Origin of the sequence: Shewanella sp. MTB7 (assembly GCF_027571385.1) — a bacterium.
Classification (GTDB): Bacteria; Pseudomonadota; Gammaproteobacteria; order Enterobacterales; family Shewanellaceae; genus Shewanella.
Genome location: NZ_CP085636.1, coordinates 3,660,583 through 3,681,517, shown reverse-complemented (window position 1 = coordinate 3,681,517; position 20,935 = coordinate 3,660,583). Strand labels below are relative to the sequence as shown.

General features: G+C 41.4%; 18 protein-coding genes. 15 read left to right on the top strand and 3 right to left on the bottom strand.

Annotated elements, in window-relative coordinates; translation table 11 throughout:
• The first annotated feature begins 278 nt into the window (after nt 1-278).
• The 3 genes from HWQ47_RS15845 to HWQ47_RS15835 all read left to right on the top strand — a co-directional run bounded on the left by HWQ47_RS15845 (nt 279) and on the right by HWQ47_RS15835 (nt 3,592).
• Nucleotides 279-2,069 carry an acyl-CoA dehydrogenase C-terminal domain-containing protein gene (locus HWQ47_RS15845; protein ID WP_269967037.1) on the top strand — a complete coding sequence of 597 codons (1,791 nt, stop codon included), beginning with the start codon at nt 279-281 and terminating at the stop codon, nt 2,067-2,069.
• Nucleotides 2,070-2,266: 197 nt separating this feature from the next.
• Entirely contained in the window at nt 2,267-2,791 is a 525-nt protein-coding gene (locus HWQ47_RS15840) for a YbhB/YbcL family Raf kinase inhibitor-like protein (RefSeq protein WP_269967036.1), read from the top strand.
• 24 nt (nt 2,792-2,815) lie between these two features.
• Entirely contained in the window at nt 2,816-3,592 is a 777-nt protein-coding gene (locus HWQ47_RS15835; protein WP_269967035.1) for a helix-turn-helix domain-containing protein, read from the top strand.
• On the opposite strand, the gene HWQ47_RS15830 is transcribed toward HWQ47_RS15835, so the two are convergent.
• From HWQ47_RS15830 to cysZ, 3 genes are all read right to left on the bottom strand, one after another.
• The gene (locus tag HWQ47_RS15830) at nt 3,589-4,515 is read right to left on the bottom strand and encodes an MBL fold metallo-hydrolase (protein ID WP_269967034.1); all 927 of its coding nucleotides are present in this window, start codon (nt 4,513-4,515) and stop codon (nt 3,589-3,591) included. The genes HWQ47_RS15835 and HWQ47_RS15830 overlap by 4 nt on opposite strands.
• A gap of 61 nt (nt 4,516-4,576) precedes the next feature.
• A complete protein-coding gene (locus tag HWQ47_RS15825) occupies nt 4,577-4,954 on the bottom strand; it encodes a nuclear transport factor 2 family protein (RefSeq protein ID WP_269967033.1) in 378 nt (125 codons plus the stop codon).
• Nucleotides 4,955-5,676: 722 nt separating this feature from the next.
• Nucleotides 5,677-6,450: a sulfate transporter CysZ gene (gene cysZ / locus HWQ47_RS15820; protein ID WP_269967032.1), complete on the bottom strand. Its 774-nt coding sequence runs from the start codon at nt 6,448-6,450 to the stop codon at nt 5,677-5,679.
• A 216-nt stretch (nt 6,451-6,666) separates the two neighbouring features.
• Between cysZ and HWQ47_RS15815 the strand changes: the two genes are divergently transcribed.
• The 12 genes from HWQ47_RS15815 to HWQ47_RS15760 all read left to right on the top strand — a co-directional run bounded on the left by HWQ47_RS15815 (nt 6,667) and on the right by HWQ47_RS15760 (nt 20,896).
• Nucleotides 6,667-10,071, top strand: a complete 3,405-nt coding sequence (locus tag HWQ47_RS15815) for a chromosome segregation protein SMC (RefSeq protein WP_269967031.1) — start codon at nt 6,667-6,669, stop codon at nt 10,069-10,071.
• Nucleotides 10,072-10,098: 27 nt separating this feature from the next.
• On the top strand, nt 10,099-11,028 hold the full coding sequence (gene zipA / locus HWQ47_RS15810; protein ID WP_269967030.1) for a cell division protein ZipA: 930 nt from the start codon (nt 10,099-10,101) through the stop codon (nt 11,026-11,028).
• 67 nt (nt 11,029-11,095) lie between these two features.
• Nucleotides 11,096-13,108, top strand: a complete 2,013-nt coding sequence (gene ligA / locus HWQ47_RS15805) for an NAD-dependent DNA ligase LigA (RefSeq protein WP_269967029.1) — start codon at nt 11,096-11,098, stop codon at nt 13,106-13,108.
• A gap of 212 nt (nt 13,109-13,320) precedes the next feature.
• Complete coding sequence (locus tag HWQ47_RS15800) at nt 13,321-13,812, top strand: DUF1842 domain-containing protein (protein ID WP_269967028.1); 492 nt, start codon at nt 13,321-13,323, stop codon at nt 13,810-13,812.
• A gap of 143 nt (nt 13,813-13,955) precedes the next feature.
• The gene (locus HWQ47_RS15795) at nt 13,956-14,423 is read left to right on the top strand and encodes a DUF2919 domain-containing protein (RefSeq protein WP_269967027.1); all 468 of its coding nucleotides are present in this window, start codon (nt 13,956-13,958) and stop codon (nt 14,421-14,423) included.
• A gap of 365 nt (nt 14,424-14,788) precedes the next feature.
• Entirely contained in the window at nt 14,789-16,003 is a 1,215-nt protein-coding gene (locus HWQ47_RS15790; RefSeq protein ID WP_269967026.1) for an HD-GYP domain-containing protein, read from the top strand.
• A gap of 83 nt (nt 16,004-16,086) precedes the next feature.
• Nucleotides 16,087-16,902: an SDR family oxidoreductase gene (locus tag HWQ47_RS15785; protein ID WP_269967025.1), complete on the top strand. Its 816-nt coding sequence runs from the start codon at nt 16,087-16,089 to the stop codon at nt 16,900-16,902.
• 57 nt (nt 16,903-16,959) lie between these two features.
• Nucleotides 16,960-17,580 carry a thiol:disulfide interchange protein DsbA/DsbL gene (locus HWQ47_RS15780; RefSeq protein WP_442802062.1) on the top strand — a complete coding sequence of 207 codons (621 nt, stop codon included), beginning with the start codon at nt 16,960-16,962 and terminating at the stop codon, nt 17,578-17,580.
• Nucleotides 17,581-18,323: 743 nt separating this feature from the next.
• Nucleotides 18,324-18,947 carry an RNA polymerase sigma factor gene (locus tag HWQ47_RS15775; RefSeq protein ID WP_269967023.1) on the top strand — a complete coding sequence of 208 codons (624 nt, stop codon included), beginning with the start codon at nt 18,324-18,326 and terminating at the stop codon, nt 18,945-18,947.
• Between the two features lie 96 nt (nt 18,948-19,043).
• Nucleotides 19,044-19,556: a UpxY family transcription antiterminator gene (locus HWQ47_RS15770; protein ID WP_269967022.1), complete on the top strand. Its 513-nt coding sequence runs from the start codon at nt 19,044-19,046 to the stop codon at nt 19,554-19,556.
• Nucleotides 19,553-19,984: a glycoside hydrolase family protein gene (locus tag HWQ47_RS15765; RefSeq protein ID WP_269967021.1), complete on the top strand. Its 432-nt coding sequence runs from the start codon at nt 19,553-19,555 to the stop codon at nt 19,982-19,984. The genes HWQ47_RS15770 and HWQ47_RS15765 overlap by 4 nt, the downstream gene beginning before the upstream one ends.
• 327 nt (nt 19,985-20,311) lie before the next feature.
• On the top strand, nt 20,312-20,896 hold the full coding sequence (locus HWQ47_RS15760; protein WP_269967020.1) for a hypothetical protein: 585 nt from the start codon (nt 20,312-20,314) through the stop codon (nt 20,894-20,896).
• Nucleotides 20,897-20,935 lie beyond the last annotated feature (39 nt).

Genomic DNA, 20,935 nt, shown 5'->3' with positions numbered 1-20,935 from the left:
TCTTCAATTTACGGTTAAGCTGTTCGGTTGGTAAAACAACGCCTGAATTAGGATAATAAATGTAACTCTCATATTTATTATCGCCGAATAATAGAGGTAACTTGTTTAAGATCAAATAGAAACAAGTATGATCAGATATTGTTAATCTGTAATGAAAAAGTCTTATTTGTCGTTGACGTAAACTGTCTCTTGTAAAAAACAGTATTTAAACGCATGATTGAAACTATTGTATGAAAAGTCTGAATTTTATTAGCTGGTATAAAAAAAAGGATTAGGCAATGCCAACATATCAAGCACCACTTCGAGATTATCAATTTGTACTAAATGAACTGCTTAACATCTATCAAGAGACAGAGCTAAAAGGTTTCGATGAGATCGATGCAGATCTTAGCGATGCTATTTTGCAGGGCGTTGCTGATTTTGCTACCGAGATTATGCTACCTCTTAATAGTAGTGGTGATGTCGAAGGGTGTAAATTGCTTGATGGAAATGTCATTACCCCTAAGGGATTTAAGGAAGCGTATAAGCAGTATGTGGAGAATGGTTGGGGCACATTAACCTGTGATCCCGAATTTGGTGGTCAAGGTCTTCCTGAAGTTATCGGTGTGTTTGCCACTGAGATGAAGACATCAACGAATATGGCGTTTGCCATGTACCCAGGACTCACTCATGGTGCTTACGCCGCGATCCATGCGCATGGTAGTGATGCACTAAAGCAGAAATACTTAGAGAAGTTGGTGACGGGTGAGTGGACTGGTACCATGAACTTGACAGAATCTCACGCGGGTACCGATCTGGCGTTGTTACGTACCAAAGCAGTTGAAGCGGGTGAAGGTTTGTTCGCTATTTCAGGTGAAAAAATATTTATCTCATCGGGGGATCATGATTTAGCAGAAAATATAATACATCTAGTGTTAGCAAGGCTACCAGATGCACCAGAAGGGGTAAAAGGGATCTCATTATTTGCAGTTCCTAAGTTCTTGGTTAATGAAGACGGTAGCTTAGGAAAAGCAAATACACTGTGTGCTTCAGCACTCGAGCACAAGATGGGAATTCATGGAAACTCAACTTGCGTGATGAATTTTGACGGTGCGATCGGCGAGCTTGTTGGCGAGTCTCATCAAGGTTTGCGAGCCATGTTTACCATGATGAATCTGGCTCGATTGGCTGTTGGTGTACAAGGTTTAGGTGTTTCTGAAATTGCCTATCAAAATGCACTTCTCTATGCCAAAGACAGAATTCAGGGACGTGGCTTAAGTGGTGTTAAGGCACCTGAAATGGCGGCGGATCCTATCTTAGTGCATGGTGATGTTCGCCGTATGTTGATGTCGCAAAAAGCCTTTAATGAAGGGGCGAGGGCGATGATGGGCCAGCAAGCGCTATGGCTGGATAAAGCTGAGCGTCATAGTGATCCTGAAAAAGCTAAAGCGGCATCTAAGTTAGCCGCACTATTTACTCCAATCGTTAAAGGCTTTGTGACGGATAGAGGCTTTAATGCCTGTGTTGATGCGCAACAAGTTTTTGGTGGTCATGGTTATATTCACGAGTGGGGCATGGAGCAGTTTGTTCGTGATATTCGCATCGCCATGATCTATGAAGGCACTAATGGTGTTCAGGCACTGGATCTGGTTGGTCGTAAGATACTGTCGGATAAAGGCGCGGCGCTCATGAGTTGGTCTGCACTTGTCAAACAGCTTATTGGTGAGAATATAGGCAATGAGCTGATGAAGCCCTATATTGCCGGACTGATGGATTCATCTGGCGATCTTGAAAAAGCAACCCAGTTCATTGCTACAAATGCTGAGAAAAATCCGGATATCCTAGGTGCTGCCTCTATGGCATATATGCAAATTTTAGGGATCACAGCGTTGGCTTGGATGTGGACACGCACAGCGTCGACGGCTTTAGCTGCACTTGAGGCTGGCACCACAGAAGTTGAATTTTACCAAGGAAAATTGAAAACGGCTAAGTTTTACATGGGTTATTGGGCGGTACAAACTAGAAGCTTACGTAAGCAAATAGAAGCCTGCAGTGAGCAGTTAACCCAATTTGAAGAGTGTGATTTTTAGCGTCTATTTCAGCGATTAGTCGTTTAATACACAGAGCATAAGTAGAGATGGTATCAACTATTTATGCTTTTTTTATGGCTTAAATTAAACTCTAAAGTTCATATTGATAGTATTTTTAATCTATTTGAGCTTTAATGTTAACTTACGCTGTTTGTTTTAACTTACCATTATCTCAGTTTATTAACCGGAAGCTTATTATGAAACTGAAAACCTTAATTATCCTAATGGCAGCAGCTGCATCATTTTCAAGTCAGGCATTAGAGCTCAAGAGTAAAGACATCCACGAAGGCCAGCTTATGAGCAGCCAGTTTGAATTCTCAGGAATGGGCTGTGATGGTGGCAATGTCTCACCTGAACTTTCTTGGTCTGGGGCGCCAAAGGGAACAAAAAGCTTTGCTATCACGGCGTTTGATCCAGATGCGCCTACCGGCAGTGGCTGGTGGCATTGGACCGTACTTAATTTACCTGTAACAACCTTGCACTTAGCGCAGGGAGCCAAGATAACCAAAGGTCTTGAAACCCGTACTGATTTTGGTAAACCCGGTTTTGGCGGAGCATGTCCTCCACAAGGTGACGGTATGCACCGGTACCAATTTACTGTGTGGGCATTGCCGCAAGATAAGATCGATCTGCCAGCGGATATTCCCCCTGCAGTTGTCGGCTTTACGCTGAACAGCATAGCGTTAGACAAAGCAGTGTTGACTGCAACGTTCGTACGGTAAAATTTTATATATCATGGGGATAGAATGGCTAATTTAATCAGTGTGCATCGCTTTAAAAGTGCACAGCCACAAGCATTACGAAACGTGCCCGTTTATATCCCCAGTATTATCTTGGTTGAAACAGGCCATAAATTATTAAACTGGCAGACAGAGACCTTAACATTCGATAATGGAAAATGGTTATTTGCCCATGCAGATCAATCGCTTACTTTTATCAATCTACCATCAAATATTCCATTTCGTTCGGTACAGATCTGTTTTTTGTCGGCTCCTGCGTCAACCATTATTGAGGCTATGGCGGATGTTGCCGTTTATCAGGCAAAGTCGCCAGAAGTGAGCACGAGCGCTAAGCTCGATTTTGCGTTAAAACAGTTACTTGCCATGCAAGAACTCGCATTTAATGTGCAGACTCAACAACAGTATTTAAATGCTTTTTATCAGGTGTTGTTAGAGGAGCGGGTGCTGCACCTACTTTTTCCTGTGTCCGCTATCTCAATGCGCGAGAGAGTGTGCCGTTTTTTTAGTAGCAATCCTGCTAAAGCTCATCTGATTGATGAGCTGTGCGAGCACTTTGCCTTGAGTAAGTCGACCTTAACCCGTCGATTGGCCAAGGAGGGTACTACCTATCGTGATCTCCTTAGCGAGGCGCGTATGCTTCATGCACTGAGCTTGATGCAGACCAGACCCTATAAACAGCTGGAACTGGCTTTGGCCTGTGGTTACCAGTCAGAATCTCGATTTGGTCAACGCTTCTTTAAACAATTTGGACTGACACCGAAACAGTACATGAAGACGGTTTAGTCGGTTAACGACTCTTGATTGGCTTCGATTTCCTTGTCTACGACTCGCCATGGGAAAGGTCCCATCTCCAGTTGAAACATCATGTTCCAAGTGTTGATAGGTAACCATTCATTATAAAAACCCCAGGGCTCATATTTAGGAAGTGTCAACTTAGTTGGCATTTGATAAAACGAAGTGCCTTTATTAAACTCAGCAAAAATGGCATTTTGTAAATCTGTAAAAAACATTTGGGTATCAATGATATCGGATTTACCACCAACAGGCTCTTGCGCATGCGAGTGAGAGAAGACGGCTCTTGAAAAATCCATTTTGACGAGTTCATCAAGTGTTGCCCTTAAGGCTTTGATATTAAAATCGGCAATAGAGAATGGGAGTCTATTTGGGGTCACTAAATCTGCGATATAGGCAATTTTCTCTTTTGGTAGTATAAATGTAGTCATGCCTAAGCCGTGATTGATACCAAAGTAATGTAACTCAATTTTCTTTCCGCCTAACGCCAGATCATGGCGGTTTCCACTCCATACTTGATCTGGTAACACGAGATCTGGATGAGGATTAGCTTTCATCCACTCGGCGGCTTCTTTATGGGCGATAATTTTTGCGCCTTGCTCGCGAAAAACATGACCACCTTTGATGTGATCCCAATGGTTATGACTGTAAAGTAGATAACGAATCGGTTGACCTGTCAGTTTTTTTATGGCCTTTAACATGCCTTTTGAATGTGCAACATTCATGGGGTCAATGACGATAACGCCCTCGTCAGTGATGATAAACATGGAGTAGTAACCAAAGCTAGCATCGCCATATCGGTAGACGTTATCCGCTACTTTACAAACATGTTCTTTTGCTACCGCAGGATGACTAAAGGTGAGTTGAAAAATAGCAGTGATTAATAGAAAGAATAAACCGATTTTATTGGTCATTTTGGCTTTTTCCAAGCTTGACTAGGTTGTCACACAACAAGTGTATTACGCTTATTGCCAACTAAAATTTACCGTTTTCGTTCTTCCACTCTGATTTGGGCAAAATGATTTCTGTCGTGTCCCAATGCTCGATAATTTTGCCTTTTTCTACCTGAAAGAGATCATAAAAAGAGGTGTGATTCCCCTGGTAATGCCCTTCACTGACCGACAGTACAAAGTTCCCTTCCGCCAGTATTCGGTGTAATTTGTCATATTGGATCGCAAAAGTGCCGTTTGAATTTGACTCTGATAATGCAGCGTGTAGCGATGACAGTGCATCATCGAGTACTGGGTTATGCTGTATGTATTTATCCGGATTGACCACCCGTACCGCTTCAGCGTCTCCCGTTTCAATTCCTTTAAGTAAGTTGTGGATTTGAGCTTTTCTTTTTGAGGTCATGGGACTCCATTTTATTTTCATGCTCGAATGATGGGCAGTAGATCTCTAGTGTATGACTAGGTAAAGGATGTGTAGTCTTGGTGCATAAGTACTTACATAAGGCATTACTCAAGTAACCTACATCTTCTCTACTAAGATTTCAATCTAACAAGTAAAGATGAAGTCTTTACTATACTGAACGATCTATCTCGGTATAAATTATCTGCTTAGGAGCGAGAGATGAAAGTAGAGCTATGAGGTTGACAGTGTGTGATATCTTGGGTTCTTTTGGTTTTGGAACCAAATGCAACATCTGGACGCCTTTCCCTAATTACTCTGCGTATTTTAAAATACCATAACACTGTTTAAATAATGAGTAAGTAGCAAGTTAGTACCATTGCTTAGCTCGCTACAGCTGAAACTGAAGACAAAGCTAATTAGGAGTCTGAAACCCGTTCGGGATGACAGGGTTAGAAGGTCAACTGGCTGTTTAACGTGGAAATTATTGGCTGTCGTAGAACTTGCAGGGCAGAAAATGAACCAGACATTTTTCTGCATTCCCTCCATATATGGAGGTCAGACGTACTTGCAGTGTGTCACAGAACGTTCTCGAAACAAGGGTGCACATACCTCGCTGGAGGCGATAGAGTTGCTGAAGGTTTGACCCTTCTGCAATTCTATCCAATACAAATAATCCGACTAAATAGGTAAGATTAAACCTAAATTAAACGTTACCGGAGACGTTACTCTGGCGCGATGTCAGGGTGTTTATAAGCTTCGCGATACTTATCTACCCACATGGATGTGGCACCACATATGGCCACTGGCATGACGATAAAATTTACGATAGGGATCATTGAAAATAGGGTCACGGTGGCACCGAAGCTAAAGCTACTTCCCTTAGTTTGATTGAGCGCAAACTTCATATCATCAAAAGGCACCTTGTGATTATCGAACGGATAGTCACAATATTGAATAGCCATCATCCAGGCACTGAACAGGAACCAGATTATGGGTGCGAAGGTTTGGCCGATAAAGGGGACCCAAAATAGAATCAGACAGATGATGGCTCTGGGGAGATAGTATTTTAATTTAATCCATTCTCGTCCTAAAATTCTTGGTAAATCTTTGACTAAATCGATTGTCGTGCCGGTATTCAGGTCTTTGCCTGTGAGATATTGTTCCACTTTCTCTGCAAGTAGCCCATTGAAAGGGGCGGCTAGCCAGTTCATTACTGAGCTGAACAAAAAGGAGAGTACTACAAGCAAGGTAAGCACTGCTAATGGCCACAACAGGAAGTTTAACCAACTCAAATAATCTGGAAGTTGAGCAGAAACCCAGTCAAACATGAGTCCGAGTTGACCGATAGCAAAATAGATCACACTGGCGAATAGTACTAGGTTTATCATCAAGGGAATAAACACAAAGCTTCTTAGCCCTTTGACTTTGATGAGGCTAAATCCATCGAGAAAATAGTTAACCCCACTTTTTGGGGATCTTTCAGTAGTTTGGTTCATAAATTAGACACGACTATCGAATAAGAAAATGCTTAAATGGATTGTGTTCCAGTCAGATGGTGATGACAAGCAGTAAATCGCTGCTGGTATAATAAAAACGTTACAAAATACTGCCTGTTTTGGTAAAGTAGCATCCAGAAAATCAATACTTAATAAGCTCTGTTCCGCTAATTTATTGCTATTACAACATTAGCTGAAAACGACCTAACTGGCACCATGAGACTCAAACAGATAAAACTTGCTGGATTTAAGTCGTTTGTCGATCCAACTAAAATACCATTTCTTAATCCATTAACCGCTGTTATTGGCCCTAATGGCTGTGGAAAATCCAATATTATCGATGCGGTGCGTTGGGTGCTAGGCGAAAGCTCTGCTAAGCATCTACGTGGAGATTCGATGGCAGATGTCATCTTTAATGGCTCAACCGCGAGACGACCTGTCTCTGTGGCCAGTGTCGAACTCTTGTTTGATAATCAAGATGGGCGATTGTCGGGGGAGTATGCCGGTTATCAAGAGATCTCCGTCAAACGTCAAGTCAGTCGTGATGGTGATTCTAACTACTTTCTTAATGGCCAGAAGTGCCGTCGTAAAGATATTACCAATCTCTTTATGGGGACCGGTCTTGGACCTCGCAGTTACGCCATTATTGAGCAAGGTACGATCACTAGACTCATTGAATCTAAACCTCAAGATCTACGAGTCTTCATCGAAGAAGCCGCTGGGATCTCCAGATACAAAGAGCGTCGCCGTGAAACTGAAAACCGTATTCGCCATACCCGAGAAAATTTAGAGCGACTGGGTGATATCCGTAACGAGTTAGGTCGTCAGTTAGATAAACTGGCAGATCAAGCCAATGCAGCCAAACAGTATCGGGAATTAAAGCTCTCAGAGCGTAAATTAGACGCTGAACTGAGTGTGAGCCGCTATAGCGAATTAAACCTGTTGATGGAGACGTTAACCGGCGAAATTAATCTGCTTGAAGTGGATTTGGCTGAGCTTTTAGCATTAAAAGAGAGCACTGAGTTAAGCTTGACGCAACTTAAGGTCCAGTCGGTCGAACTTGATGGACAAGAACAAAAGAGGGTGGAAGATTTCTATCTTTGTGGAACTCACATCGCCAAACTTGAACAGGAGCTTAAACACAGACAACAGCAAGATGCACATATTGACACGCGTATCGAAGAGATTGTGGTTAAAGTAACTAGCCAGCTTGAGTTGCTTAGTGTCGATGAAGTCATGACGGCTGAGCTCTCATCTGAATTGACTCATTTAACGCCCGCTTTTGAAACCTTGAGTGAACAAGTCAGTTACGTTAAAAACCAGTTGCATAAACAGGGCGTTCAGACAGAGCAACTGGCTGAAGCGGCGAGTTTGCATAAGGAGTTAGTCTCCACTTATCGACTGGAGCAGGAGATAGCTCGTGGGAAGTTAAGCCATCATCAGTCGATGCTAGAGCATAAGTCACAGCAAAGCGTTAAGGTGACATTGCAACTTGAAGAGCTGACGGTTAACAGTGCTAATCATGCAGAACAGGCGCAGTTAGATGAACTTGAACAACTCACTGAAGAGTCGGTTACCCAACAGGAGATCATCGATGAATTGGTTGAGAGGTTTGACTCTGCTAATCAAACTCAGATTAAGTTAAAAGCTAAGCAGGAGGCTTTGAGTCAATCTCTAGCTGAAGAGCGTGGTCGTTTTTCTTTAGTGTCAAAACTTCTTCCTGATGAGAGTGAAATGGAAGGGCAGGCCTTATGGCAGTTGCTTGATGTTCAGCCTGGATGGGAGAAAGCGGTAGAACTTCTGTTTGATGGCTTGTTAAAAGTGCCAGCATTACAAGAGCATGATGGAATGGGTTTTGCCATGTTTGAGCAGCAGTGCTGGCATGGGGTTCATGCTTATGCAAATTTATCTCCTTGGCTAGCCAATGTTCACTGGGTTGAAACGTTAGCGTTAGCCCAAAAGGGACTTGATTCTCTGGCTGATAATGAACGTATTGCCACGGCTGATGGATACCTGTTGGGTAAAGGTTTTTGCATTAAAAAAGGCACTGATTCAGCTTCTTTAGTCCAATTAAAACGAGAGCAAGAAGCGCTGGAGCAAAGTATTGGCGATTCCGAGGCGCTGTTAAATGAGATTAACCGTGCCAGCTATGAACAGGCTGCTATGTTGGAGTCCTTGAAACAGGAACTCAATCTCGGCCAAGAGCGGCTGCAACAGTTAAAATTATTGATAGCCAGTCTCAGCTCACAGTTAACATCATCCAAACAGAGAGTTGCAGAGCAGAAGGTGAGTATTGGGCGATTAGAGATTGAGCTGAAACAGCTAATGCTTGATATTGAACACGGTGAGCAGGAGCTGAATAAATTAGCTGATAAGCTTACTCAAGATGAAGCGCGATATAAGCATGCAAGCGAAAGATTAATTGAACTTGAGAGTGAGTATCAAACCCACCTCATGCAAGATCGAGGGCTTAAAATTCATAGGGACGAGCTCAAGAGTCAGTTGGACGCATTAAATAGTCGCATTCAAGCATTGAAAACTAAGCAGGCACTTAAAGAGCAAGCCATTGTTCAACAACAAGAGCGAATTGAAGAGCTTAAGTTAGCCAAAATGGCGTTAGAACAGCAGCTTTTAGAGCAAGACCGCCAAGGCGATGGACAGTTAAGTGCATTAACAGAGCAATTAAGTCATGCTTTAGCACAGCAGCAAGTAAAACAAGATAAATTGTCACAAGTACGCCTGCAGCAAGCTCAATTAGAAGAAGCGAGTGATAGGGCAGGTTTAAAGAAAAAACAAGAGCTTGGAAAGATAGAACGCTTGACTCAATCTATCAGCACGTTAAAGTTACGTCGTGAGGGAATTAAAGGTCAAGCTGACAGTCAAGCTATGCAGCTCAAGGAACAAGAGATAGAAGTGGACAAAATCCACGCAGGCATGGATATGAATGTTTCTCTGGCGGCCCGTCAACGAGAGCTTGAAAGGATTAGAGCAAGGATTGTTCACCTTGGGGCGATCAACTTAGCGGCCATTGAAGAGTTTGAGCAACAAAGTGAACGTAAATTTTATTTGGACAGTCAAGATACCGATCTAACGAAGGCATTAACGAGCCTTGAAGAAGCGATTCGTAAGATTGATAAAGAGACCAAAGTTCGCTTTAAAGATACGTTTGATAAGGTCAATAAAGATTTAGGCTTACTTTTCCCCAAAGTATTTGGTGGTGGCAGTGCCCAGTTAGCCTTGACCCATGACGATCTGTTAGAGGCCGGTGTGACCATTATGGCAAGACCGCCGGGTAAAAAGAATAGTACAATTCACCTTCTTTCTGGTGGAGAAAAAGCGTTAACCGCTTTATCATTGGTGTTTGCGATATTTAGACTAAATCCAGCACCGTTTTGCATGTTAGATGAAGTGGATGCACCTTTAGATGATGCCAATGTCGAGCGTTTTTGTCGCTTGGTTAAAGAGATGTCTCAAAGCGTGCAATTTATTTATATCAGTCATAACAAGATCACCATGGAATTGGCTGATCAGCTGATAGGAGTCACTATGCATGAACCCGGAGTTTCACGTATAGTTGCAGTCAATATTGAAGAAGCGGTGGCGATGGCCGACGCGGTATAACAATTTATAGGAAAGACAGGGTAACCAATGGAAAATTTGCAACTGGTATTGTTTGTAATAGGTGCGATTGCAATTATCGCGGTACTTGTGCATGGTTTTTGGTCCATCAGGAAGCAGCAACCTAAATCGCTAAAAGAGAGCCCTATGACGGGCTTTTATAAGCACCAAGCATCGTCTCGTGACTCACACGGTTTCGATTCTGATGGCATTGGAGAGGTGAGGATTAAGAAAAATGCTGTAGATCCTGAACCAGAGGAGCAACAGCCTATAGTTAAAGATTTTACCGCTTCAGTGGATACCGTTGATCTAGATAATGTTGAGCAAAAATTTGCCCTAACCGATGAGCCAGTACAACGAAGTTCACGCCAACGGATGGATCCAGTGATCTCTATCGACGCTCAGGACGATGAGGGGCAGATGGAGTTAGGTTTAGGCCAGAATAGCCAAAGTTCACTGTTCGAGTCTGTTGAGGATGAAGTTGCAGTTGCAGTTGAACCGATACCTGAGCCTGAAGTAAAAGTTGAAGCAATTAAACCATTAGGTGAACCAAAGGATGTGTTGGTGTTACATGTGGTGGCTAATGAAGGTGAAGAGTTAAATGGTGCAGAATTGTTGCCTTGCCTACTTTCGTTAAACTTCAAGTTCGGGGATATGGATATTTTTCATCGCCATGAAGACAATGCTGGCAACGGGAAAGTCCTTTTTTCATTGGCAAATATGGTGAAACCAGGGATATTTAATCTGGATAACATGGAGCAGTTTACCACGGAAGGTGTGGTGTTATTTATGACACTCCCCTGTCACGGTGATCCATTGATGAACTTCTCAATCATGCTTAATTCAGCTCATCAACTTGCCGACGATGTTAGTGGCCGACTCTTAGATGGTGGCCGAGTCCAGTGGAGCGAAAGTACTAAGCAAGTGTACCTACAACGTATTCGCGCCCAGCTTGACTAATACCTGTAAAAGTTAAATTAGAAAGGCCGCCTATTTGCGGCCTTTTTCACGTTTCTGGAAATATAAAATGCACGCGATAGCAGAGATCAAACAACTAACCGACACACTTAATGAGCATAATCATCGTTATTATGTTGAAGATTCACCGAGTGTACCCGATGCCGAGTATGACCGTTTAATTCATCGCCTTAAACAGCTTGAGATGGAGAATCCGGAGCTGTGTCTTATCACTTCACCGACACAAAGGGTTGGTGGTATCGCGTTAGCTAAGTTTGAGCAAATCACTCATCTAAAACCCATGTTGAGTTTAGATAATGTGTTTAGTGAAGAGGAGTTTGAGGCTTTTTATAAACGCATTAGCGGTAAAACAAGTGAACTCCCCAGTTTCTGTTGTGAGCCTAAACTCGATGGACTCGCTGTAAGCATACTGTACCGTGACGGCGTCTACGAGCGAGCGGCAACGCGGGGTGATGGTACAACTGGTGAAAACATCACTGAAAATGTGCGTACTATTCTCTCTATCCCTCTTAAGTTACGGGGCGACAATTTTCCTCCTCTGCTCGAAGTTCGAGGTGAGGTGATTATGCCAAAGAGGGCGTTTGACGCGCTCAACGAAAGAGCTAGAAAAAAGGGAGATAAGTTGTTTGTTAACCCAAGGAACGCCGCAGCGGGGAGCCTTAGGCAGTTAGACAGTAAGATAACGGCTAGCCGCGCTTTAGGCTTTTACGCCTATGCACTGGGTGTGGTTGAGCCAGAGTCTTGGCCGTTGGCAGACACTCATTATGGTCAATTGATGCAGCTTAAATCATGGGGTTTCCCTGTGAGTGCGGAAGTTAAACAATGTCACGATGTGAGTGCTGTGGTGGCCTACTACACTGAAATTATGACGCGTCGAGATTCTCTTGATTATGAGATTGATGGTGTCGTGATCAAAGTGGACAGTATCAAACATCAAGGTCAGCTTGGTTTTGTCGCTAAAGCGCCAAGATGGGCTACCGCGTTTAAATTTCCGGCTCAGGAGGAGATGACGCTACTTGAAGGAGTTGATTTTCAAGTTGGACGCACAGGTGCTGTAACACCAGTAGCCAGACTTAAGCCTATCTTTGTTGGCGGAGTCACAGTATCAAATGCAACCTTGCATAATGCCGATGAAATTGCTCGTTTAGGCGTGAAAGTGGGTGATACTGTTATTGTTCGACGTGCTGGTGATGTTATTCCGCAAATCGTTGCCGTTGTTGCCGAAAAACGTCCTGATGATGCGGCTGATATTGAGTTCCCGAAAACATGTCCTGTGTGTGACAGTATGGTTGAGCAGATTGAAGGTGAGGTGGTAGCACGTTGTACTGGAGGTTTATTCTGTAAGGCTCAACGTAAAGAGGCCATTAAACATTTCGCTTCCCGTAAAGCTCTGGATATCGATGGCATGGGTGATAAAGTGGTTGAACAGTTGATTGATAAAGAGTTGGTTGAAAGTCCAGCCGATCTGTTTAAACTGACGGCGTCAGCTATGACCATGTTAGATCGTATGGGCATGAAGTCAGCCACAAACTTAGTCGTTGCTATTGAAGTGGCCAAGACCACTACGTTTAACCGTTTTTTGTATGCTCTAGGGATCCGAGAAGTTGGGGAAGCAACCGCAGCTAATTTAGCTAATTACTTTAAGACGTTAGATAAGTTGACAACTGCCGATGCCGAAACCTTTATTAAGGTGGATGATGTAGGGACTATTGTTGCTCAACATTTAACACACTTCTTTGCTCAGCCTCACAATCTTGAAGTCGTGAACTCGCTTATCGAGGCCGGTGTTAATTGGCCTGACATTGAAGAAGTGGCAGAGGAGTCGCTCTCTTTAAAAGGCCAAACTTGGGTATTGACAGGCACATTAATTAAACTTAATCGCAATGACGCTAAAGCAAGGTTACAGGCTCTGGGTGCAAAGGTGGCCGGCAGTGTCTCTAAAAATACTGATTGCTTAGTGGCTGGTGAGGCTGCGGGCTCTAAGTTAACCAAAGCTCAGGACTTAGGAGTAAAGGTTATCGACGAAGAGGCGCTGCTATTGTTACTTTCTTCAACTGAATAACCCTGGTCTATTAGCTGGATACCAATAAGTAAATAGGTATCCAGATTTTTCTTTAATCTCTCTATTTTCATCCACTTTTCATACTTAATTCATTGCTGTAATACGGTGTAATACGAAGATATTCCTCTATTGACTACTTTTAATTCTGCTTGTCCATATTGCTATGGAAAGTACGTGTTCATCTTAGTTGTTTATCATAAAAGGAATTACTCATGAGTAAAGAGAATCAGGTTGGATTATTTCGCGTTTCCTATATTATTTCGCCTTCTGTTGCGGACCAACCTTTATTAGGTGCATCTCAACTCACATTAGAGTTGGTGGTTAATACCGTCGATAAAACGGTGAATGGTGTCGGCCATGTTTTTCAAGCAATCAATCCACCGGTTAATGTGATCTCACAATTTGTCGGTGAGTGGTCATATATGTGCACGGTGGACTCGTGCAATATTTTGGTTGTCGCTGATGGATTTGACTTCTCTTCAATTCTCATTGGCGGCCAGCCAGTTGAGCATAAGAACGTAACTTTGCGCATGTCTCTTAATGAAGACTGGCAATCTGGTGCGGCAAACTTCTCATACTTACACTGTGGAAAATGGCATCAGGTTGAAGCAGCTCAAGTGACTGTTTCAAATGATGAAACCAAGCACAACTTAGATGCATTAACGACTTTTACTAGTGTCAACAAGCCTAGTGTGACAGCTTGAACGGTCTCATTAGATTAGAACGTTGAATCTGGCCCTTTGCCTAACTTGGTAAAGGGTTATTCCTTCTATGATCTCCCATCGGGATTGAATTTATTTTATTTGTCTCCATATCTTCAGCAAGAAAGAGATTATAAGGTAAGTTTGTGAATTTTAGTAATATTACTTGGCTTGATGATAAAGGCCATATTAAACCCCCCATATACCTATATCTGATGTTAGTGTTTATTGCTCGAGGCTGGTGTATCTTCATCGCTTCTTTGACACAAGCCAGTGACCGCACAGGCTTAGTGACACTCTTTTATCCTCAGAAAGCTGATTTTATCATGGCGTTAATCGCTGGCGTTGGCGCATTACTGCTTTACGCTTTTATCATTGCTGAACGTAAACGTTCACCTGCTTGGATACGGCCCCTTTTTAACAAGTTTAAGTGGCTGCTCTTATTGCTATTATTACTCGATGGGTTGTTGCTGATTGAGAGAAGTATCAATTCATATTATCTGTACAGTTGGAGTATGGGATTAGACGGCATAATTCTGTTTTGGAGTCTTATCTACCTGTTTAAATCTAAGCGGTTGAATTACTATTTCGCTGATTGGAACAGGAATGAGTGATCTAGATATTGATATCGCTAAGGTCTTTGAGCTCGACTCGTTTATGCTTTAGACGATAAATAAAGAGCAGGAACCCCTGCCGATCTGATATTTTAATATACTAAATTTATCTATAAAACAGATTTTTAATGTCTAAACTTAACTTTAAAGTGACGTTGAATGTATAAATTGGTGAAAACAGTCAGTTAATGGCTGTTACTTTAACATTAAGCTTAGGATAAATTACTCTGTGTTCTATCGTTATCCATTATAAGTTAAGTACGTTTCTATTAGAGAGTATTATACTTAACGGAAATACGGTTAGACGTTAAACTCGTCTCTAAGAATTCATTACCTAAACATAATCTTTATTGGAGGTTCACGGAGTGGCTAGAGCCGAACAGGTACATTTACCTTTAGCTAAGTTACAGATCGGGCTCACGATAAAGTTGCCAATTTCTTGGAAGAATCATCCTTTCCTGTTTAATCGAATTCAAATTAAAGAAGAAATTCAAATCGAGCTGATAAAAAGCTTAGGTATCCCTTATGTTATTTTATTAGCTGGGCAAGAGTTGCTAACTGAAGAGGTTGAAGTTAGCAGTGAGAAACTCCCAGAAGTTGAAAAGGTTGCTCCGCAAGTTGATGTGAAATTGCAGGTGCGTAAATCCCTAAGAGTGAGTCAGCAAAGGTTCATTAAGAGTGTGAATGACTGTCGATCCGCTTTTAGTAAAACAGGGAGCGATCCCGAGGGCGCTTATCGTTGCTCTGCCGCTTTAGTTGAAGAGATGTTAGAGCATATGTCTGAGGTTGAACTTCCAGAGTTAGCACTTGTGAGTGCTGGAGAGTCAGACAGCAGTATTACTCAGCATGGGATCTCAGTTGCTGTGGTGGCTTTGATGATAGCCAAAGCGATGAAACTTAATATGTCGGATATGAAGGATATTGCTCTTGGTTGTTTATATCATGATATTGGCAAGCTTAAAGTACCTGATAATATTCGACGTAAGAAGGTGGCTTTGACAGACCATGAAGCTAATTTTATGAAAATGCACCCTAACTTTGGTTACGATATGATCAGCAAGTCAGGGCTATTTCCTGAAAAGGTCCTTCATATCATTCTTCATCACCATGAATTTATGGATGGTTCGGGTTATCCTGATGGCTTGAAAGGTAAAAAAATACCTCTTACCACGCAAATTGTCAGTTTGGCTAATGATTTTGACCGACAGTTATGGGCCGAGACAGTACGCTCTCCTCAAGTTGCACTAGGTTATCTGTTTAAGAATAGAGCGGGTAAACATGATGAAGCATTGATGTCTTGTTTAGTTCAAATCTTAGGGATTTATCCTCCTGGGACGATTGTGCAACTTTCCGATAAGAGCATAGGCAAAGTGATGATGACGACGAAAGAGGTTAAACAACCCCATGTGTGGGCCTGTGAGCCCGATGGCAGTGAGTCGAGTTTGCGTTTTTTAATGCAGGAGAAAGTATCGGTTGAGCAAGTGCTTAAAGTCGAGGAACTTTCAGAAGGAGCAATAAAAGCATTACAACCTGAAATGGGTATAAGCTTTTATTTTAATGGTGTTGCAGGTGAGAGTTAAGGGGGGTGAGCTACAGGGCTAATTCTGGTAACTTAATGTCTCTTTAGCTATGATGTCACAAATTGTGGTGTATTGGACATACCTTGAACATTAAAACCGTGAGTATTGTAGGTTGTGGCTGGTTTGGTTTGCCGTTGGCAAGAGAATTAATCAAACAGGGTTTTGTGGTAAGTGGCAGTAAGAGGACAAGCCTTGCTGCTAGTGAATTGAACCGAGAAAGCATCATTGGATTTACCTTAGATCTGGACCATGAAGGTATCGATGAGAAAACGTTAACAACTCACCTTCACACAGATGCAATTGTGATTAATATCCCTCCTGAGATCCGAAAGTCCCCAGATGCCTATCTACAGCGGTTGAGCCTTCTTAAGCATATTATCGCAAACCATCAATATAGAAAACTTATCTTTATCAGCACTACCGGTGTTTACCCCACATTACAACAATTGATCCTAGAACAAGATGCTCAAGCTCATTCATCGGCAAGTGAGATCCTATTACAGGCTGAGGGGCTTTTTAGTAGTGAGAGCAACAGCTGTGTGATACGTTTTGCAGGGCTCGTAGGACCAGCAAGACATCCCGGTCGATTTTTGGCGGGTAAAAAAGATTTGGCTGGTGCTGATGCTCCTGTAAACATAGTGCATTTAGATGATTGTATCAGTGCTGTTGTTTGTGTGTTAACGAGTGAGAAAACTGATGCTATTTATAACTTATGTGCTGCTGAGCATCCGACACGTAAAGCATTCTATTCTAAAGCTGCACAACTTCTTTCTCTGCCAGAACCTGAATTTGGGGAGGTTACTCAAATGGCGAAAGTGATCGATGGTAGTAAGATCACTCGAGATTTAAAGTTTGACTATCAACATAAAAATCCAATGAGTATGCTGACCGATTGTTAGCTACTTTGAGAATCAACTTATTAAACTGAGCTAATTAACGGAGATAAGATGAAAATAATGAAAAGTCCCATAAACGTAATCCTGTTTCTCTTGGTCGTAGGTTTGATATCAGTGAGCGTTCAGGCAAAGCCTTATGTAGAGGGGGTTGATTATACGCTGGTCACTGGGATCCCTGAACCAAGTGTTCCGGTTGTGAGAGAGTTTTTCTCCTATAACTGTCCTCATTGTTATCGTCAGGATCCACTCTTTGCAGAAACAGAGATTTTGCTTAAGGGAAAGGTCGAGTTTGCTAGAACCCCGATTGGTGCGGGACGGGCAAGTTGGATTTTGAGTCAAGAGGCTTATTACTTAGCGCAAAAATTTAAACTGAGCCCACAGTTCCACGGCAATATATTTAAACGTATCCATGAAAAAGGGCTGGCGTTTACTCGTAAGGATCAGCTAACAGATTATTTCGTCAAGCAAGGTGTTAAGCGAACAGATGTTGAGAATGCCATAAATTCTGTCGACGTCAATCTGGCGGTATCTAATTACGATACTCAGGCTCAGCTCGCAGGAATACGTGGTGTTCCTTCGTTACTGGTTAACGGAAAGTATCTTATCTCCTCTAAGCATAGAAGTGCAGAGGAGCTTGCTGAATTGGTGACTTACCTTTCAGCACTTGAGAATAAGCAGTAAACGCACCCTACAAGTTGTTATCGTTAACCTTTAAATGTGAGGTTAACGATATTTTTATCTTGCTTCTGCTTCTGGCTTTTTTATCAATGCGTTTAATACTTGATCTCCTACCTTAATGCTCCTTAATCATTGTTGGATGTGAGAGTCATTCAACAATGAAAGCCTTAACTAGCATAAACTCTATATTGAGAACTCAATAATGTTTTTGAGTCAGCTTTAGTGAATCATTCATGGAATATATATTTATGTCTATTTACTACGATAATAAAGGATACTAAACTAGAAAGTTGCAACTTTTTAAAATAATCATGCGCTAAGCATAATCCATATCTTGCAGTGGTTACTCGAGCTTAACGTAGGGTAAGTAATTACTTGAATAGCGAGACTGTGTTCACCTGTATCCTCTCTCTTTTATTTACTTTTTCACTTCCTATTTCATTGAATTTAATTATTTTTTTAATTTATGTTTATAACATGACGAATGAGAGTGCTTAGTAATATTGTAAAATTGTAATATTAGCGGTACTGTTAAATACTTGATCTATATGGACCTTTGATTTTTGTTGTTTATATAATATACCATTTAGCATTTGATTGTTGAACTATATTAAAATCATTTTTTTCAATTACTTGCGATATGTCTATAGGAGGTTTTGATATATTTTCAACAGCCCTTAGATATTCACAAAACAATGGGGAATAGCGTCATGTAGAAACCAATAATTAACAAATGCGGATATGCAATGGCTAATTTTTGCGAACTAAAATTGAAAGAAAAACGAGCAAATGAAATTTACGAATTAAGAGTTAAAAAAGAATTAGAAAATACATTTTACGAATTAAAAATGAAAGATGAGTTAGTTAATGAATTTTGGAGAGCATGGAGCTTAAACGAAGAAAGGTTGAGTAATTGTTGTAGGAAATGGTTAAAGGGACATTTAGATAAGGTTGATGATGCACTATCTGTTACTAGGGAAAAATCATATTTATTCATTAAAGATAAGTCCCCTGAAATTGACAACCTATATTCATTTGTTTGCCGAACTGCATACCATGTGTGTATGGATATTTTAAGACAGCATAAGAGAGATAATTCTTTGATTACCAAGGTTCGTCATCTCAATGGAAATGTATACTTTTCCGAAGGTGTCAGTGAAGTTCTTGAGGATCAACTTGTTAGGGAGCAAAGAATCATTAACTTATCTGAATGTTGGTCAACTTTACCAGAGAACCTTCAAGAAATTCTAAAGTATCGCTTTATTAATGAGCTTGATTATCCGGAGATAGCAACTCTCTTAAGCTTAAGTCAATCAAATGTCAGAAAACGGGTTCAACTCGCTAGAGAGAAGCTCCGCGAAGCCAGTTGATTGGAAAATATCGTTCCCATATTAAATTTTTGATAGCCACTTTTTTGTGTCGTTATGGGGCTATGTTTCCTTAAATTTAATGAAAGGAGATCTAGAGTGAATAATAAGCAATGCTGGTATGCAATTTATACCAAACCCAATGCGGAGAAAAAACTACATGCCCGCTTGATTGAACGTGGATTTGAGGCTTGTTTACCCATGAGATGGGTAGAGAAGATTTGGAGTGATAGGAAAAAAATTATTGAGGAGCCAGTGTTTAAGTCATACCTTTTTGCTCGTTGTGATGTTCACGGCCAGCATGAGATCAAAACCTTAATGGGGTTCTCTTATTTCCTCCGTTTTGGTGGTTACCCTGTGACAATTCCTGATGAACAGATAGAGATGTTAACAGAGCTTAATAAGCTTCATCAGGAGATGGAAGCTCAGCCGATATCTTTTGCCAAAGGAGATAGAGTCAGAGTACTTTCAGGTCCATTAAAAGGTAAAATTGGTTCCTTGGTTCAACATTGTGGCAAACATAAAGTTGGCGTTGATATCACCGAGTTGGGGCAAACTTTATTAGTCACATTACCTGAAGCTGAGTTGATCAAAGAAGGAGTTGCGGCATGACGCTATTAAATCTGCACTCCCGTAAGAAGTTGACAGATATGCTTATTCAACATGAAGGTATGATGCTTAAACCTTATCGCTGCACAGCAGGCAAAAATACAATAGGGGTGGGGCGTAATCTAGATGACGTTGGGATAAGTCAGGAGGAGGCGCTTATGATGCTTGCAAATGATATTGAACGTCTGGAGTTAAGACTGAGTTATCGTCTTCCTTGGATAGCCACACTGTCAGAGTCTCAGCAGTTGGTTTTGTTAAACATGGCATTTAACCTTGGGGTGGGGGGATTATTGAGGTTTAAAAACATGTTGGCAGCGCTCGAAAGGCAAGATATTAGCTCCACTCAGCATGAAATGCTAAACTCCCGTTGGGCTGGTCAAGTGGGCAAGCGTTGTGATGATTTAGTCAAAATGATTGCAAATGAAAAATAATCAAACAATTTATTCACATTATGTTTGTACTGACGTCTTAATAATAAGCTTGATAAATATGGAATAGATAAATCTTTATTGGGTTAATATTTAGTTGGATTGATTAATTATTTATCAAGTTATAATTTTAGTTAATATTCAATTTTTTGTTAGTCCTTATTGTGACTAACCCGGCGAAGCCGTATTAATAAAGAGTTATTGTCGAAATATAAACACAGATTGTATTTATACATATTAATGTAAACAGTCTCAACACTAAATCATATCAATAATTGTTAGTCCACATGGGACTGACCCGGCGAAGCTTATCTAAATCAGGATATAACAATGTTACTGGATCTGGAACTGTCACTGTCTGATTTTTTATCGAGTAGTTTAACTTCTCAATTCACATCGCTGATAATTAAGCCTCAGGCTATACCCAACCAAATTAATAATGACCAAGTTTCAATTTACATAAAAATGTCATCAGTACTTGAGAATAAAAGATTGAAAGGGGTTGGGGAAAAGGTTCGGGTTGATGATCAACGAATGTTTCATCGAAGGCCCGCACCGCTATGGTTTGACAGTCAGTTTGAGTTGACTCCCAAGGTTGGCACTACGGCCTTATTGAGCGCCCCTTTTGTGGGGAAAGTCAGTACAACTGAGCAAGCGGAGCTGATGTTGATGACAGCCTTACTCCATGTTATTAGCGTAAATGAAGATATTCCCCTCGATTCTCTCAAAGGGAGTTTTTCTGGTGACGTACCGGAAAACAGCATAGATAGAATGGATATAGAAAAGATTAAAACAACAGAACTGGAACCCTTGTCACTATTGGTCAATCTACGGGCTAGCATGCAGGTGTTTGACGAAATAAGTCTTGCTAAACCTGCTGACAAGAAAATTATTAATGAGTCTGCAATAACGTAAATATCAGATAGGAGTGATGTATTAGTAAAAGGCGTGAAA

Coding starts and splice junctions, on each gene's coding strand:
- cysZ (WP_269967032.1), bottom strand. CDS start 6,450: ATGAACCAAACTACTGAAAGATCCCCAAAAAGTGGGGTTAACTATTTT.
- HWQ47_RS15830 (WP_269967034.1), bottom strand. CDS start 4,515: ATGACCAATAAAATCGGTTTATTCTTTCTATTAATCACTGCTATTTTT.
- HWQ47_RS15845 (WP_269967037.1), top strand. CDS start 279: ATGCCAACATATCAAGCACCACTTCGAGATTATCAATTTGTACTAAAT.
- zipA (WP_269967030.1), top strand. CDS start 10,099: ATGGAAAATTTGCAACTGGTATTGTTTGTAATAGGTGCGATTGCAATT.
- HWQ47_RS15825 (WP_269967033.1), bottom strand. CDS start 4,954: ATGACCTCAAAAAGAAAAGCTCAAATCCACAACTTACTTAAAGGAATT.
- HWQ47_RS15835 (WP_269967035.1), top strand. CDS start 2,816: ATGGCTAATTTAATCAGTGTGCATCGCTTTAAAAGTGCACAGCCACAA.
- HWQ47_RS15815 (WP_269967031.1), top strand. CDS start 6,667: ATGAGACTCAAACAGATAAAACTTGCTGGATTTAAGTCGTTTGTCGAT.
- HWQ47_RS15780 (WP_442802062.1), top strand. CDS start 16,960: ATGAAAAGTCCCATAAACGTAATCCTGTTTCTCTTGGTCGTAGGTTTG.
- HWQ47_RS15765 (WP_269967021.1), top strand. CDS start 19,553: ATGACGCTATTAAATCTGCACTCCCGTAAGAAGTTGACAGATATGCTT.
- ligA (WP_269967029.1), top strand. CDS start 11,096: ATGCACGCGATAGCAGAGATCAAACAACTAACCGACACACTTAATGAG.
- HWQ47_RS15800 (WP_269967028.1), top strand. CDS start 13,321: ATGAGTAAAGAGAATCAGGTTGGATTATTTCGCGTTTCCTATATTATT.
- HWQ47_RS15840 (WP_269967036.1), top strand. CDS start 2,267: ATGAAACTGAAAACCTTAATTATCCTAATGGCAGCAGCTGCATCATTT.
- HWQ47_RS15775 (WP_269967023.1), top strand. CDS start 18,324: ATGGCTAATTTTTGCGAACTAAAATTGAAAGAAAAACGAGCAAATGAA.
- HWQ47_RS15760 (WP_269967020.1), top strand. CDS start 20,312: ATGTTACTGGATCTGGAACTGTCACTGTCTGATTTTTTATCGAGTAGT.